Annotated in this window: 13 protein-coding genes; 5 read left to right on the top strand and 8 right to left on the bottom strand. The window is 65.4% G+C overall.

Annotation, left to right across the window (positions count from 1 at the left end):
* Positions 1-12: 12 nt before the first annotated feature.
* From iscU to KVP10_RS02765, 3 genes are all read left to right on the top strand, one after another.
* Entirely contained in the window at positions 13-396 is a 384-nt protein-coding gene (gene iscU, locus KVP10_RS02775) for a Fe-S cluster assembly scaffold IscU (protein ID WP_217962913.1), read from the top strand.
* A gap of 6 nt (positions 397-402) precedes the next feature.
* The gene (gene iscA, locus KVP10_RS02770) at positions 403-726 is read left to right on the top strand and encodes an iron-sulfur cluster assembly protein IscA (protein WP_217962912.1); all 324 of its coding nucleotides are present in this window, start codon (positions 403-405) and stop codon (positions 724-726) included.
* A gap of 175 nt (positions 727-901) precedes the next feature.
* A complete protein-coding gene (locus tag KVP10_RS02765) occupies positions 902-1,783 on the top strand; it encodes a methylglyoxal synthase (protein WP_217962911.1) in 882 nt (293 codons plus the stop codon).
* A gap of 56 nt (positions 1,784-1,839) precedes the next feature.
* Here KVP10_RS02765 and lysS read toward each other — a convergent pair whose 3' ends face one another.
* The 3 genes from lysS to prfB form a co-directional block, all read right to left on the bottom strand.
* Entirely contained in the window at positions 1,840-3,360 is a 1,521-nt protein-coding gene (lysS, locus tag KVP10_RS02760; RefSeq protein WP_217962910.1) for a lysine--tRNA ligase, read from the bottom strand.
* Positions 3,361-3,373: 13 nt separating this feature from the next.
* Complete coding sequence (locus KVP10_RS02755) at positions 3,374-4,126, bottom strand: SDR family NAD(P)-dependent oxidoreductase (protein WP_217962909.1); 753 nt, start codon at positions 4,124-4,126, stop codon at positions 3,374-3,376.
* A gap of 87 nt (positions 4,127-4,213) precedes the next feature.
* Positions 4,214-5,312, bottom strand: a protein-coding gene (gene prfB, locus KVP10_RS02750; protein ID WP_217962908.1) for a peptide chain release factor 2 whose coding sequence is annotated in 2 segments (ribosomal slippage) — positions 4,214-5,230 and positions 5,232-5,312 — 1,098 coding nt in all. Because the reading frame shifts where the segments join, the coding sequence is not laid out codon by codon here.
* A 331-nt stretch (positions 5,313-5,643) separates the two neighbouring features.
* On the opposite strand from prfB, the gene KVP10_RS02745 reads away from it, so the two are divergent.
* Positions 5,644-7,728, top strand: a complete 2,085-nt coding sequence (locus KVP10_RS02745; RefSeq protein ID WP_217962907.1) for an AsmA family protein — start codon at positions 5,644-5,646, stop codon at positions 7,726-7,728.
* A 26-nt stretch (positions 7,729-7,754) separates the two neighbouring features.
* Here KVP10_RS02745 and KVP10_RS02740 read toward each other — a convergent pair whose 3' ends face one another.
* The 5 genes from KVP10_RS02740 to KVP10_RS02720 form a co-directional block, all read right to left on the bottom strand.
* Positions 7,755-7,982: an acyl-CoA carboxylase biotin carboxyl carrier protein subunit gene (locus tag KVP10_RS02740; protein WP_217962906.1), complete on the bottom strand. Its 228-nt coding sequence runs from the start codon at positions 7,980-7,982 to the stop codon at positions 7,755-7,757.
* Positions 7,983-8,065: 83 nt separating this feature from the next.
* Positions 8,066-9,403, bottom strand: coding sequence for an acetyl-CoA carboxylase biotin carboxylase subunit (locus tag KVP10_RS02735; RefSeq protein WP_217962905.1), 1,338 nt, complete (start codon positions 9,401-9,403; stop codon positions 8,066-8,068).
* A gap of 85 nt (positions 9,404-9,488) precedes the next feature.
* Positions 9,489-10,463, bottom strand: a complete 975-nt coding sequence (locus KVP10_RS02730; RefSeq protein WP_217962904.1) for a Bug family tripartite tricarboxylate transporter substrate binding protein — start codon at positions 10,461-10,463, stop codon at positions 9,489-9,491.
* Positions 10,464-10,520: 57 nt separating this feature from the next.
* Complete coding sequence (locus KVP10_RS02725; protein WP_217962903.1) at positions 10,521-12,812, bottom strand: acetate--CoA ligase family protein; 2,292 nt, start codon at positions 12,810-12,812, stop codon at positions 10,521-10,523.
* 85 nt (positions 12,813-12,897) lie between these two features.
* Positions 12,898-14,427 carry an acyl-CoA carboxylase subunit beta gene (locus KVP10_RS02720; protein ID WP_217962902.1) on the bottom strand — a complete coding sequence of 510 codons (1,530 nt, stop codon included), beginning with the start codon at positions 14,425-14,427 and terminating at the stop codon, positions 12,898-12,900.
* Positions 14,428-14,682: 255 nt separating this feature from the next.
* Between KVP10_RS02720 and KVP10_RS02715 the strand changes: the two genes are divergently transcribed.
* Positions 14,683-15,600: a LysR substrate-binding domain-containing protein gene (locus tag KVP10_RS02715; protein WP_217962901.1), complete on the top strand. Its 918-nt coding sequence runs from the start codon at positions 14,683-14,685 to the stop codon at positions 15,598-15,600.
* Positions 15,601-15,668: the final 68 nt, after the last annotated feature.

The raw sequence follows: 15,668 nt of genomic DNA, 5'->3' as shown, positions 1-15,668 counted from the left end.
TCGGGGGCACGCATGGCTTATAGCGACAAAGTGCTCGATCACTACGAGAACCCGCGCAATGTCGGCGCCTTCGACAAGTCCGACCGCAGCGTGGGTACCGCCATGGTCGGCACGCCCGCCGGCGGCGATGTCATGAAGCTGCAGATCAAGGTTGACGCCTCGGGTATCATAGAGGATGCCCGCTTCAAGACCTATGGCTGCGGTTCGGCCATCGCTTCCAGTTCGCTGGTGACCGTATGGCTCAAGGGCAAGACGCTGGACGAGGCGCTCGGCATACGCAGCACGCAGATCGCCGAAGAACTGGCGCTGCCTCCGGTCAAGGTACACTGTTCGATCCTGGCCGAAGACGCCATCAAGGCGGCGGTACGCAACTACAGAGAGAAACACCAGGAGTAGCATTCCATGGCAATCACGTTGACACAAAACGCGGCCGATCATATCGGGCGCTACCTCGAGAAACGCGGCTCGGGCGTCGGCCTGAGGCTGGGCGTGCGCACCTCGGGCTGCTCGGGCATGGCCTACAAGCTGGAATATGTCGACCAGCCGCAGGCCGACGATATCGTGTTCGAGTCCCACGGCATCAAGGTGTATGTCGATCCCCAGAGCCTGACTTATCTCGACGGCACGCAGCTCGACTATGCGCGCGACGGCCTGAACGAAAGTTTCAAGTTTTCCAATCCCAACGAAAAGGCGACCTGCGGCTGCGGCGAGTCTTTCACGGTGTAATGCGGATAGCGGATACTTCCTCGAACTTCTGAGGCCACACACCAGGCCCAGGCGCCGGGCCTCTGTGCCCGGCATCTGCGGCCCTGGCTTGGCGCTGGCGGCTCCGGTATAGTCGCTGTCTGTTCCGGCCCGCGGCTTTCCGCCCGCGGTCCCCGACCCATACGGACCCATCGCCATGACCTTTCCCCGCCTGCGCTTCGGCCTGGCCGCCAACCGCCTGCATCACGAATCCCCCGACGCCGCGCTGTTCAAGTGGCTCGAACGCTCGGGGCCCGGCGTACGCGAACTGGGCATGGAATTGCGCGCGGTCGGCCGTACCTATCACGCGATCGAGCATTCTGGCCTGCTGGCCGGCTATCGCGGCCTGCTGCGCTATCCCTATGGGCGCGACGGCGGCCTGATGAAGCTGGTGGCGCACATCCCGCAGCGGCCCGACGGCGAGCCGGCGCTGGACGGGGCCATCTATCTCATCGACCCGGTCGACCCGTCCTCGATTTTCCCCGAGGCGCTGGCGCTCAAGCGCCAGTGCGTCACGCACGGCAAGCCCTTTATTTCGACGCTGGCCGGCGCGGTGGAATGGGTCGAGGTCGAGCGGCTGCATGCCGGCCTGGGGCCGAGCGCCGCCGCGCGCGGGGTTTTCGATTTTTCCGCGCAGACCGTGGCGCTGATCGCGCACGACGCTCTCAAGGACCAGATGGTGGATTTCGCCGACAGCCATTTCGAGCTGCTGTCGCGCTTTGCCTCGCGTGTCGGCACCGGCACCACCAGCGGCCGGCTCAATGCTATGGCCTGGGCGCGCGGCTGGCCGCGTGAACGGCCCTGGGTGCGGCCCTATCTGAGCGGGCCGCTGGGCGGCGATGCCCAGATCGCCGAGCTGGTGCTCGAGGGCCGCTGCCAGCGCGTCATCTTCTTCGAAGACCCGCATGTGGCGCGCCAGCACGAGGCCGACATCCAGTTGCTGGAGCGGGCCGTGCGGGTGGTTACCGCCACGGCCACTTGCGCGACCTCGCCGGCCGTCGCCCACAAGTGGGCGCGGGCCGTGGAATTGCTGGCCTGAGTCGCAAGCCTCGGCAGGGCGGCGGCCGCGCCGGGGCGGTCTCTTCGAGGCGGGCCCTAGTCTTCGCGCCGCAGGTGAGGAAACAGGATGACGTCGCGGATGCTGGGGCTGTCGGTCAGCATCATCACCAGGCGGTCGATGCCGATGCCGCAGCCGCCCGTGGGAGGCATGCCGTATTCCAGCGCCCGGATGTAGTCGGCGTCGTAGTACATGGCCTCTTCGTCGCCGGCGTCCTTGGCCTGCACCTGCGCCTGGAAGCGCGCGGCCTGGTCCTCGGGATCGTTCAGTTCCGAGAAGCCGTTGGCGATTTCGCGCCCGGTGGCGAACAGCTCGAAGCGTTCCGTGATGCCGGCCTGCGCATCGGAGGCGCGCGCCAGCGGCGAGACTTCCACGGGGTAGTCGATGATGTAGGTGGGGTTCCACAGCAGCGCTTCTGCAGTTTCCTCGAACAAGGCAAGCTGCAGCGCGCCCAGGCCGGCGCGCGCCAGCACCGGCCCCTGGATGTCGGCGCCGAGCTTGCCGAGTTCCGCACGCAGGAACGCCTCGTCGCGCAACTGCTCGGCCCGGTAGGTGGGCGCGTACTTGAGTATGGCCTCTTCGATGGTCAGGCGGTCGAAGGGGCGGCTCAGGTCCAGTTCGCGGCCCTGGTAGGTGAGTACGGCGGTGCCGCAGGCCGCAATGGCCGCGGCACGGATCAGTTCCTCGGTATAGTCCATCAGCCAGCGGTAGTCGGTATAGGCCGCGTAGAACTCCATCATCGTGAATTCCGGATTGTGGCGCGGGCTCACGCCTTCATTGCGGAAATTGCGATTGATCTCGAAGACCCGCTCGAAGCCGCCGACGACCAGGCGCTTCAGGTACAGCTCGGGGGCGATGCGCAGGTACATGTCCATGTCCAGCGCGTTGTGGTGCGTCTCGAAGGGCTTGGCGCTCGCGCCGCCCGGTATCGGGTGCAGCATGGGCGTCTCGACTTCCAGGAAGCCGTGCTCCAGCATGAACTGGCGGATGCTGCCCACGGCCTTGCTGCGCGCGGTGAACGTGCGCCGCGTCTCCTCGGTCATGATGAGGTCGACGTAGCGCTGGCGGTAGCGCAGTTCCTGGTCGGCCACGCCGTGGAACTTGTCCGGCAGCGGCCGCAGCGACTTGGCGAGCAGGCGGGCGCTGTCGGCGTGTATCGACAGCTCGCCCTTGTTGGTCTTGAACACCTTGCCCTGCACGGCGATGATGTCGCCGATGTCCCAGGTCTTGAATTCGGCGTAGGCATCCTCGCCCAGCGCGCCGCGTTCCAGGTAGATCTGGATGCGCCCGGTAGCGTCCTGCAGCGTGGCGAAGCTGGCCTTGCCCATGACGCGCTTGAGCATCATGCGCCCGGCCACCGCGACGTGCCTGTCGGCGGCGTCCAGCGCCTCTTTGTCGAGTTCGGCGTAGGCCTCGCGCAGCTCGGCCGCGTTGCTGTCGGGCTTGAAATCGTTGGGATAGGCCGGGCCGCGGTCGCGCAGCCGCGCCAGTTTGGCGCGCCGTTCGGCGATCAGGTGGTTCTCGTCGGAAGCGGAGGTCGAAGGTGTGGAGTCGGTCATGGAAGGGAAGGTGTCAGTCGTAATTGCGTATGTCGTCGATGATTGTCGTGCCGAAATCGTCGCGGCCCACATAGCGCAGGATTTTTGCGGCGACCGCTGCCGGCGCGGCCAGCTGGCCGCTGGAATGCATGTCGACAAAGCGCGCCAGCCCCGGGAAATCGGTGGGGTCGCTGTCGCGTATATGGACTTGCATGGCGGTGTCGATCACGCCCGGCGCCAGGGAAGCGAAGCGGACGTCCGGGTTTTCGGCCGCGGCAACCTGGGTGTAGCGGTCCACTGCGGCCTTGGCGGCGCAATACACCGCCCAGCCGGGGACCGGATTGCGGCCCGCGCCCGACGAAATATTCACCACGCGGCGTTCGGCTTCCAGGCCGCTGGTGGCGCGCAGGAATGCGGCGCTCAATAGCATGACGCTGCCCACGTTCAGGCCGAAGGCCGCGCCGATCGCCGCGGCGTCGTCCAGGCCCGCGGCGGCGCGCACGGGGTCGACGGTGCCGGCATTATTGATGAGCAGGTAGCGCTGCGCGTCGCGTGGCAGGCTGTCGGCCAGTTGCGCGGCGCAGCGCTGGGCGGCTGCCGCGTCCGCCAGGTCGACCTGGATTTGCTGCAGGGACCAGCCGGCTTGCTCGGCCTGGGCCTGGAGCTCGGCATTGTGGCCGCGCGACAGGGTCAGGACCCGGGCGCCGGCCTGCAGCAGGCCCTGGGCCAGCGCAAGGCCGAGGCCGCGCGATGCGCCGGTGACGATAGCGTAAGTAGAGAGGCTCACAGCGTGTGCTCCTGGATGCGGGTTACGGGCCGGCCCCTGGTGGGGCTGCCCGGGGTATCGGGCGCCGCCGCGCGGGCGGCGCCGGGCTCAGACGCCTTGTTTCAGGCTGGCCTCGATGAACGGATCGAGGTCGCCGTCCAGCACTTTCTGGGTATTGGAGATTTCCACGTTGGTGCGCAGGTCCTTGATGCGGCTCTGGTCCAGCACATACGAGCGTATCTGGTGGCCCCAGGCCACGTCGGTCTTGGCGTCTTCCATCTTCTGCTGTTCGGCCATGCGCTCGCGCAGTTCGCGTTCGTACAGGCGCGACTTGAGCATTTGCATCGCCTCGGCCCGGTTGCGGTGCTGCGAGCGGTCGTTCTGGCACTGCACCACAATGCCGGTGGGCATGTGCGTGATGCGCACCGCCGAGTCGGTCTTGTTGATGTGCTGGCCGCCGGCGCCGCTGGCGCGATAAGTGTCGATGCGCAGGTCGGCCGGGTTAATCTCGATCTCGATGGAGTCGTCGACCTCGGGATAGACGAAGACGCTGGCAAACGAAGTGTGCCGCCCGTTGGCGGAGTCGAAGGGGCTCTTGCGCACCAGCCTGTGCACCCCGGTTTCGGTGCGCAGGAAGCCGAAGGCGTATTCGCCCTCGATCTTGATGGTGGCCGACTTGATGCCGGCCACTTCGCCTTCGGATTCTTCCAGCACTTCGGCCTTGAAGTCCTTGCGTTCACAGTATTTCAGGTACTGGCGCAGCAGCATGGAGGCCCAGTCCTGGGCCTCGGTGCCGCCGGCGCCGGCCTGGATGTCCAGGAAGCAGTTCAGCGGATCGGCCGGATTGGAGAACATGCGGCGGAATTCCAGGGCTTCGAGCCGCTGCTGGTAGCCGTCGCAATCGTGTTCCAGGGCTTCGAGCGTGGCGTCGTCGCCGTCGGCCAGCTCGAACAGTTCCTGCGCGTCGCTCAGGCCGGTGCCCAGCTCGGACAAGGTCTCGACGACCGTGTCCAGGTTCTTTTTTTCGCGCCCCAGCTCTTGGGCATGCGTGGGGTTGTCCCACACGCTGGCGCTTTCCAGTTCGGCGTTGACGACTTGCAGGCGCTCCGATTTGGCATCGAAGTCAAAGATACCTCCGTAGCGCCAACTGCCTGTCTTGGTAGTCTTGCAGGCGGGCGGCCAGTTGATTTTGACGTTCTGCTTCCATGGTTTGCAAATTCCGGTATGTGTTTCGATGGCCGATCGCCGCCCGGATCGACATATCCGTGCGGGTTCGAGGCGTGGCGCCGGGCGCAGGCCCGGCCCGCCTGCGCGGCGGGGAGCCCGCCATTTTACCTCCTGGGCCGCCCGCGCGCAGGCCAGCGCGCATTTCACGGACCGGGCAGCCGGACGGCGCCCCGAATTCCGGCCAGCGTAGGCCGCCTGCAGCGGCGATGGCTTCACATTGTGTTACCTTGTAAGCGGACGATCATTGCCCATCGCACGTAGCATTCAAGGGATCGGATGGCCTTAGCCGTCCGCGACGCATGGAAGCGAGGATGCGCAGATACGCAAAAATCGGATTATGGGTGGTGGCGGCCCCGCTGGTTGCCCTGGTGCTGTGCGTGGCCGTCATCTGGGCCTTCAACTGGAATCTGATACGCGATCCGCTGGATCGGCGGCTCAGCGACTTGCTGCATCGGCCCGTGGCCATGCAGGACCTGTCCGTCTATTGGTTCTGGCCCCAGGACCGCTCGGGCTGGCGCGGCCTGCTGCCTTTGCCGCGCATCCGCGTCCAGGGCCTGACGGTGGGCAATCCGCAATGGAGTCCGGGCGACGACGATATGCTGCAGGCCGGCGACGTCTCGGTCGTGGTCGACCTCTGGGCGCTCCCCGGCCACGTGGCGCGCATCGACAGCTTGCAGATAGCTTCGGCCAAGGCCTCGCTGCAGCGTGCCCAGGACGGCACCGTCAACTGGAGCCTGACGCAGACCCCGTCTCCGGAGTCGTCCTCGGACTGGACCGTAGACCTGCGCAGGCTGCAGCTTCAGGACGTCAGCGTGCGGGTGCGCGATGCCGCCAACCGGCTCGACCTGCAGGCAAGCCTGGACAGCCTGCCGCAAACGACTCCCGAAGGCTATGGCCTGGGCTGGAAGCTCAGCGGCAGCTACAACCGCGCGCACATCGAAGGGCAGGGCAGTTCGGGCGGCATCTTGTCGCTGCAGCAGGGCAGCGAGCCCTTTCCTTTCGACGCCCGCGTGAAAATCGGCGAGACGCTGATCCAGGCCCAGGGCTCGGTGACGCGCCCGCAAGACCTGGCGGCGCTGGACGTGCAGTTCAAGCTGCAAGGCGCCACCATGGCCGACTTGTATCCCATATTGGGGGTGGTGCTGCCCAACACGCCCACTTACAGCACCTCCGGGCATCTGGTCGGGACGTTGCAGCGCGGGCACGAGACCTGGACGTATTCCGGCTTCCGCGGCAAGGTCGGCGCGAGCGACATCGAAGGCACGCTCAAGTACGAGATCCGCAAGCCGCGGCCCTTGCTGAGCGGCGAGCTGCGGTCTTCGCTGCTGCGGTTCAAGGACCTGGGCCCGCTGGTCGGCGTGGACACCGCTGCGCGCAAGGCCAAGCGCCTGCAGGCGGTCCATAATGCCGAGGGCGAGGAAGTGAAACCGGCCGCAGGGGTGCGGCAGCCCGCGGGCAAGGTGCTGCCGGTCGACCCAATTTCCACCGACAGCTGGGCCACCATGGACGCCGACGTCAAGTTCTCTGGGCAGAAGATCGTGCATTCCAAAGAGCTGCCGCTGGACCATATCCAGACCCACATCGTGCTCAAGGACCGGGTGCTGAGCCTGGAACCGCTGGATTTCGGCGTGGCCGGCGGCACGCTGGCCACGGTGATCCATGCCGACGGCCGCAGCAAGCCCCTCAAGGCAAACATGACGCTGTCGGCGCGCCACCTGCAGCTCAAGCGGCTGTTTCCGGGTGCGCAGAGCATGGACGCCAGCTTCGGCGAACTGCACGGCGACGCCAGGCTGGCGAGCGCCGGTAATTCGATCGCCGCGCTGCTGGGCCATGCCAACGGCCAATTGAGCGCGCTGATCAGCAGAGGCACGATCAGCCGCCTGCTGCTGGAAACGGCAGGCCTGAACGTGGCCAATATCCTGATCAACAAATTGTTCGGTGATCGGCAGGTGGTGCTCAACTGCATGGCCAGCGATTTCAGCGTACGCAACGGCCTGATGAGCACCCGCGTCTTCAGGCTCGATACGACCGATGCGGTCGTGGACGTGACGGGCACGATCAACCTGGCCACCGAGGTACTGGACCTGGACGTGAAACCCAAGAACAAGTCCGCGCGGGTCTTCACGCTGCGCACTCCGCTGTATGTGCACGGCACCTTCGCGCATCCCGATGTCGGCGTCTACAAGGGGCCGTTGCTATTGCGCGCCGGCGCGGCGGTGGTGCTGGGCGTAGTGGCCACGCCTTTCGCCGCGCTGCTGCCCTTGCTGAACCCGGGTACCACCGAGGCCAGCGACTGCCAGGCCATGCTGGCCCATCCGGGCCGCAAGCCCAAGCCCGAGGCGAAGCCCGAAAAAACCGCGCCGGCCCGTCCCGCGCCGCCGGTGGTCGAGTACTGAGAGGCGCCGCGACGGCGCGTGGCGCGCTAGCCCGGATCGGTCTCCAGGATCGCCACGACCTGGCCTTCGGCAACCGCGTCCTCTTCCTTGACCAGGATTTCCACGATGACACCGGCCTCGGGGCTGAGGACGGGGATTTCCATTTTCATGGAGTCGATGATGATTACTGTATCGTCTTCGGCGACTGGAGAGCCCGGGCCGAGCTCCACCTTCCAGATCTTGCCCGTCACGTCCGATTTGATTTCCTTGCGCATGATGCTGCTGCTCCGATGGGTTTGATGAAGGTTGGGAATGGGCGGTCGACATGCCGCGGGCGGGGTGTGCGCGCCGCCGCGCCTCAGGCCAGCTGCGTGGCCAGGCCGGTATGCACCCGGCCGGCCTGGAACTCCTCGCTGTTCAACACCCGCAGCAGGAACGGGATGTTGTGCTTGATGCCTGCGATGACGGTGCCGTCGAGCGTCTGGCGCAGGCGTTCGATTGCCTGCGCCCGGGTGTCGCCATGCGCAATGATCTTGGCTACTAAAGGGTCGTACCAGGGTGTCACCACGTCCGATTCGGCGTAGCCTGTTTCCACGCGGATCCCAGGGCCAGTTGGTATCCGGTATGTCTTCAGCGGCCCAGGCGATGGATAAAACCTGACCGGATCCTCGGCATAGAGGCGCGCCTCGATCGCGTGTCCGCGCGTTTGCAGCTCGGGCGGCAGTACCTCGTCGAGCCGGGCGCCGGCGGCCAGCCGGACCTGAGCGGCAACCAGGTCCACGCCGGTGATTTCCTCCGTGACCGCATGCTCTACCTGCAAGCGGGTGTTCATTTCCAGGAAGCGAAAGTCGTCGCCTTGTTCGTGCAGGGTCTCGACGGTGCCGATCACGTCGTAGGGCAGCCGGCGCAGCACCTCGACGATATGGTCCGCGGTACGTTCTACGGTCGCGCGCTCGAGCAGCGGCGCGGGCGATTCTTCCAGTACCTTCTGGTAGCGGCGCTGTATCGAACAGTCGCGTTCGAACACATGGCGCACGTTGCCGTGCCGGTCGGCCAGCACCTGGAATTCGATATGGCGCGGCCGTTCGAGCAGATTCTCGAGGTATATCTCGGCGCTGCCGAAGCTGCGCCGCGACAGCGAACGTGCCTGCTCCAGGGCCTTGGCAAGTTCGGCGGCGTCGCGTGCGCGCATCATGCCTATGCCGCCGCCGCCCGCAGCCGGCTTGACCAGCACCGGATAGCCCAGCATCTGCGCGGCCCGCAGAGCGGCATCGATGTCTTCGCCGAGCAGCCCCGAACTGGGAGCCATGACCATTCCATGACGTGCCATGAGTTCGCGCGCGCGGGTCTTGTGCCCCATGGCTGCTATCCATTTCGGGTCGGGGCCGATGAAGCAGGCGCCCGACGCCTGGACGCGGCTTGCGAATTCCGCGTTTTCCGACAGAAAGCCATAGCCGGGATGCAGGCCGTCGGCGCCCGATTTCTTCATGACATCCAGCAGCGCGTCCTGGTTCAGGTAGCTGGCTTTCGGGTCGGCCGGACCTATGGGCCATGCCTCGTCGGCCTGTGCAAGATAGCCGAGATGCGCATCCGCTTCGGAATAGACCGCCGCACTCTTGATGCCGAGTGCGCGCAGGGCGCGTATGACGCGTGCCGCGATGGCGCCGCGATTGGCTACCAGTACTTTGTTGAACATATGGAATTCCGGGTGATGAGGGTCTTGCGGCGCGCCGGCTGCGACGGAACCGGCGGAGTTCGCTGCTGGTGCCTGGGCATATGGCCTATTTGCCGAGTTCGACCAGGTCGGGCCGTTCTTTCGCTACCTGCTGCCACATTGCCAAGTCGCGGCGTGCTTCGGCCTCGAGCTGTTCTGGATGATTGGAATCGGCTTCCGTACCCGAGGCGAGCAGGCGGGCGCGGAAGTCCTTTTCCTGCGAGATCGCCTGGGTGGCTTGGATCAATTTCTGGCGCACCGCCGCCGGCACGCCGGCAGGTGCGTAGATCGTGTAGTGGATGCTGATGTCGTAGTCTATGCCCAGTTCGGCAAAGCTCGGCACATCGGGCAGTGCGGTGCTGCGGTGCCGGGACGTCACGGCGAGCGCCCTCAGCTTGCCGCTATGGATGAACGGCAGCAGCACCGGGAGCGCCGCATAAACCATATTCACCTGGCCGGCAATTGCATCGCTGGTGGCCAGTGCGCCGCCTTTATAGGGTATGTGCAACAGCTTGATGCCCGCGCGCGAGTTCAGCAATTCCACGAACAGGCGCAGCGATGCGCTGGATATCGTGTATTTGCCCGGCTGTGCCTTGGCCGCGGCAAGCAAGTCCTTGGCGGTGGCGAACGGCGCCTTGGGATTGGCTGCCACTACGAATGGCGTACTGGCGACCCTTACGATGGGAACCAGCGCTTTCAGGGGGGAAAAAGACGGCGCGGGTCCGAAGACCGAGTTCCAGATGTGGGCCCCGTCGCTGAGCAGCACCGTATAGCCGTCGGGACTGGCCTTTGCGGCGGCGTCGCTGCCGATATTGGTAGCGGCCCCCGGCCGGTTCTCGACGATCACATTCTGGTGCAATTGTTCCGCAAGTTTCTTGGCGTAGAGGCGAGCGACGAAATCGGTGCTGCCACCTGCCCCGTAAGGGACATATAAATGGATGGGGTGGTCGGGGTAGCCGGCGGCCTGGGCGCCGCTTGTCGTCAGCAGGGCGGCGGCGCCTGCCGCAGCGGCGAGAGTCAGAGTGCGTGTGAAAAAGCTCATGGCTGGTCTCCTTTTATATGTATCTATGTATGTGATGTATATAGATGGCCGGTACGGTCATGCCGATGCGATGGGATGGGCCCGGTCCCCCGGGCCAGTGCCGCCGGCCTCGTGTCGCGCTGGCGAATCTTCCCGCCGCGGCCCATGCGCGTGTTGCGAGGATTTCCTGTGATGGAAATTTTCATAGCGGACCAAGGCGCCCAGGGCCTTGGCCATCATGACGAAATTCTCGAATACGGGTATGGATGCCGCCGTCGCCCGGACCGATTGGGCGTGCCGGGCCGCATCGACCGCAGGCGTGCCGTCCGAGCGCAACACCAGGGTCAGCCTGGCATGCCGGCCGGGCGAACGCTGGTAGTCCAGGCATGCGTCCACAATGTTCTCGACGGTGCGCCGGCCCTCGTAACTGAGCAGGACCGGCAGGTTGAGGTGGCAGACGATCAGGTCGGCGCCGGGGTCGCCGCGCAAGGCGTCGAGGATGTCGCGGGCCACCGCGCCTTCGCTGCGGTCGAAGACATTGGCCGGAAGATCGATGGGGTTGCTGTCGCTGGCACCGTCGGGCAGGTTCAAGGCCTGCAGGCGCGGCCGCGTCTCGTCCGAGAAATCCGCGAGCGCCAAGCCCTGCTCGGCCAGGCAGTCGGCCGCCACGACCCCGGCGCCGCCGCCGTTGCCGAACAGCACCACCTTGTGCGCCGGCCGTGCCGGAAGCAGGTCGATGGTCTGGAATAGCAACAAGGTCTCGATGAATTCTTCTATGCTTTCCACCAGGATGCAGCCGGTCTGCGCGGCCACGGCTTGCCAGACCCGGCTGTTCCCGGCCAGGGAGCCGGTGTGCGACGCAGCGGCTTTCTGGCCCTGGGCGGTGCGGCCGCCCTTGAGGATCACGACCGGCTTGCAGCCCGCATCCCGTCGCAGCACGTCGAAGAACCGCCTGCCGTCGTCGACGTCCTCGAGGTACAGGCCGATGATCCGCGTATCGGCGTCCCTGCAGAAATATTCCAGCAGGTCGGCGGGCCCGATGTCGATGCTGTTGCCTATGGTCACCACCGAGCTGTAGTGCAGGCCCCGCGCCTGGCCGTAGCGCACCAAGTCCACGCCGAAACCGCCGCTTTGCGATATGACTCCAGTGTGTCCCGCAAGCGCGGCTCCGGCCGGAGAGCGGGTGAAGCTCACGCCCGCGCGGGGGGTGTGCACGCCCAGACAGTTCGGGCCCAGTACGCGCATGCCGCCGCTGCGCATCGCCGCGCGCAATTGCTCGACGCCGGCGGGATTGCGTCCGCCTTCGCCGAAGCCGCTGGTCATGATCTGAGCGAACCTGACCCGGCCGGCGGCGCTTTCCAGCAACGACGGCACTGCGGGGCGCGGTGCGGCGACATAGGCATAGTCGATTTCCCGCGGCGCGTCGGCAAAGCTGCGGTAGGCCTTGCGGCCGCCGATTTCCTCGGCCTGCGGATGTATGGGGTAGATCTCCCCGGAATAGCCCAGTGCTTCCAGGTTGCGGATGAAGCGGTTGCCCGCACCCTGTCCGGTGCTCGAAACCCCGGCCACGGCGATGGTCCGGGGGGAGAATAGAGGGGCGAAATCGATGGGCTCGCGGCGCTGTCCGCAAGCGGAGCGATGCTGCGGAGCAAGCACGATGCGCACGTCGACGGCACATGCCGAGTTCGCTCCGACAATCAGGGGATTGATGTCCAGTTCTTGTATTGCGCCATCCGATTGCAGCAGCATGCCGTCGGCGCCGCCTACGGCCAGGATGGCGCCTACGATCGCCTCGATGTCCGCGGCGGCGCCGCCGCGTGCGCCGGTCAGTACCGGGTAGGCGCGCAGTTCGCTCAGCATGCGCAAGGCCTCTTGCCGGTCTATCGGGCAGACCCGGAATGCTACATCCGAGAAGGTCTCGACGAATATTCCTCCCAGCCCCGCCATCACCATCGGGCCGAACTGGGGATCCCTGTAGCCGCCGATCACGATTTCGTGGTCGCCCGGCGCCATTTCTTCGACCAGGAAGCCGAGCAGGCCTTCCGCCGCGAGCGGCCAGGCCGCAAGGATGCCGGCGGCAGCTTCGCGCACGGCTTGCGGGGTGGCCAGATTCACTCTTACGGCGCCCATTTCGCTCTTGTGCACGGATTGCGAGCTCAGTGCCTTCACCACATAAGGCGGCCGCAGGCCGACGCATGTCTGCGCCGCTTCGTCGGGGCCGGCGGCACGGCGGGAGCGGGGGACCGGCAGGCCGAATGCCGCGGCCAGATCTTTGCCGGACTTCTCGTCCAGGCTATCCAGGCCACGAGATCTTGCCTCGCTCACCAAGGTTTGCAGCACAGTCGTATTGTCGATTTGGGCTTGTGTCATCGGCGCCGGGAAAGGGTGAGTTTGCGTTGCGGCAGGCGTGCCCGGGGGTAGGGGCAGGCGGCTATGCGTAGCCGCTTGCGCCGGCTCAATAGCTGGTGGGCCAGTTCGACAGGGCATGCTTGCCCACGAAGCCGCGGCCGCAATGCACGTCGAGCAGGCCCTTGAGCATCTTTCTCGTATCGCGCGGATCGATCACCGCATGCGTTTCGTAAAGGGCGGCCAGGGACCAGGGCGAGGAGTCCTTGCGGATTTCCGCCAGCAGGCCGTCGAAGCGTTCCGGATCGTCCTCGCGCTTGAGTTTGTGCAGTATGTGCACGCCCAGGGCGGGATCGACGAAACCCAGATCCGCCGTGGGCCAGGCCAGTACCTCATGGGAGTTCTTGCCGCCGCCCATGTTCAGATAGGCCTGCCCGTAGCTCTTGCGCATGATGATCGAGATTTTCGGCACGCTGACCAGGCTGATGGCGTTCATCCAGTTCATGATGCGGCCCGGCGCCCAGCGTTTTTCGCTGTCGGTGCCGATCAGGAAGCCGGGCTGGTCGACCAGGAAGACGATAGGAATGTTGTAGGAGTCGCACAGCACCAGGAAGCTGGTTGCCTTGCGCATGGCGTCGATATCGATCGCGCCGCCCTTGAATTTCGGATTGTTCGCCAGGATACCGACCGTGCGTCCGTCTATTCTTGCCAGTCCGGTGGCTATGGATTTCCCGAAGCGGGCCTTGATTTCGAAGAAGCTGTCGAGGTCGACGATGGAATTGATGATGTGGCGCACGTCATAGACGGTAGTGCGGCTTTCCGGCAATGCCTCGAGCACGCCTTGGCCGGTCTCGTCAGTGCCCGGCGGCACGGACCTGCGCGGCGCCGGTTCGCCGTTGTTGCTGGGCAGGTAGTCCAGGAACCGGCGTACGGCCTGCAAGGCCTGTTCGTCGGTGTCCACCACCATGTCGACCAGGCCCGTGATCTCCGCATGCAGTCTCCAGCCGCCGAGCTCTTCGGCGTCGACTTCCTGATTGATGGCTATCGAGGTGACCCGGCTGCTTGCCACGGCCATGGTCGCTCCTTTGCGCATCACCGCGAAATCCGACATGCAGCTGTACCAGGTCGACGAGCCGAAGCAATTGCCGAGCAGCGCCGAGACCCAGGGGGTCTTGCGGTCGCGCAGGTATTCGACGAGATCTTGTCCGAGCATGGCGCGTCCCGATGCGCCCATGCGGTCGGGCATGCGCGCCCCGGCGGATTCCCCAAGGAATACCAGCGGCATGCCGCGTTCGGTCGCCACCTCGCGCATGTGGCGGATCTTCTTGCCGTTGATGGCGCTGCTGCTGGCCCCCAGCACAGTGAAGTCGTTCGACACGACAGCCACGTTGCGCCCGTCGATGCGTCCGTAGCCCGCCACCTTGCTGTCGGCCGGGGTGGTCGCCGCGACCTCCGGGCGGATGCCGCGCGCGAACATGCCCGATTCGAGGAAGCTGTCGGCATCCAGCAGGACATCGAGGCGTTCGCGGGCGTTGAGCACACCCGCTTCGCGACGGGCCGCTAGTTTTTTTTCTCCACCCATGGCCTCGGCATGGGCCGTATATCGAGCGAGCTCTTCAAGCTGTGCTGCGTGTTTCATGCATGCGATTCCGCTGTGAGGTTTCCGGTGTGCCGCCGGCCGCGCATGTGACGCGCCGCGCGAGGCTGCGCAGATGCAGTGTCCAAAGGCCTGCTGATGTTGCTATGGGAGGCAGTGTCGAGCGTGACATCCTATGTGGTCAAATATAAAATTGACATCAAGCTATGCGTTTGCTTTATAGCTTGCGTGCGTCCCGCCCAGTCGGGCCGGACACGGGGCAGGGCGGGCCGCCAGGCCGCGGCGCGGAGAACATCCATGGGACTCAGGGTCAATCTCAAGCAAATCAGCGCGTTTCGCGCCGTGATGGTCGCCGGCTCGACCAGCGCAGCGGCGGAGCTGCTCAACGTTTCCCAGCCCGCGGTCAGCCGCCTCATAAAGAACTTCGAGGCCCAGACCGACTTTCCTCTGTTCCTGCGGCAGAATGGCCGCCTGTATCCGACACAAGAGGCCCAGGTGCTGCTGCGCGAGATTGAGCAGGTCTACGGCAGGCTCGACAATCTGGACCACATGATGCGCAGCATCCGCGTCCTGGAAAGCGGGCACTTGAACATCGTGGCCTCCACCCCTTTCGGGCAATGGCTCATGCCGCAGGCGCTGGCGCAGTTCCAGCAGCGCCATCCCGATATCCGGGTGTCGGTGAAGATCGTCGTCAGGCGTGACCTCGCCAAATGGCTGGAAGAACAGGAATTCGACGTGGCTCTCATTACGTTTCCCGTGGACTATCCCCAGGCGCATATCCGCACCTTGCCGAGCCTGGACGCGGTGTGCATCGTTCCTGCGGATCATCCCTTGGCGGCGGCCCGCACGATCCAGGCCAAGGATCTCTCCGGCCAGCGCTTCATCTCGATCATCCCCGATACTGTGCTTCGAATGAAGGTCGACCGCATATTCGATCGGCAGTCGATCCAGCGTTCCCTCATGACCGAAACCCAGTCCGGCGCTTCCATATGTTCTCTGGTGGCGGCGGGCATGGGGGTGTCGGTGGTGGATCCGGTGACAGTGGGCCGGCCCGACAGCCGGCCTTTCGCAGTGCGCTCATTTCGCCCCACGATACGTTTCGACTATGGGATGTTGCTGCCCATTCAGCGCCCGGTATCGGCGCTGGCCGAAGACTTCATCGGCGTCGTGCAGCAACAGATGCATGCCCTGCAAAAGGTGTGCAGGAAGCTCTAGGGCGCCGGGCGCGACGGCCGGCCGTATTCCGCCCGGGCTTCGTGATCGCGCGGGCGAGGCGTAGAATT

The sequence above is a fragment of the Candidimonas humi genome, assembly GCF_019166065.1.
Classification (GTDB): Bacteria; Pseudomonadota; Gammaproteobacteria; order Burkholderiales; family Burkholderiaceae_B; genus Candidimonas; species Candidimonas humi.
The sequence above is the reverse complement of the archived record's forward strand: the minus strand, read 5'-3'. Positions and strand labels throughout refer to the sequence as shown.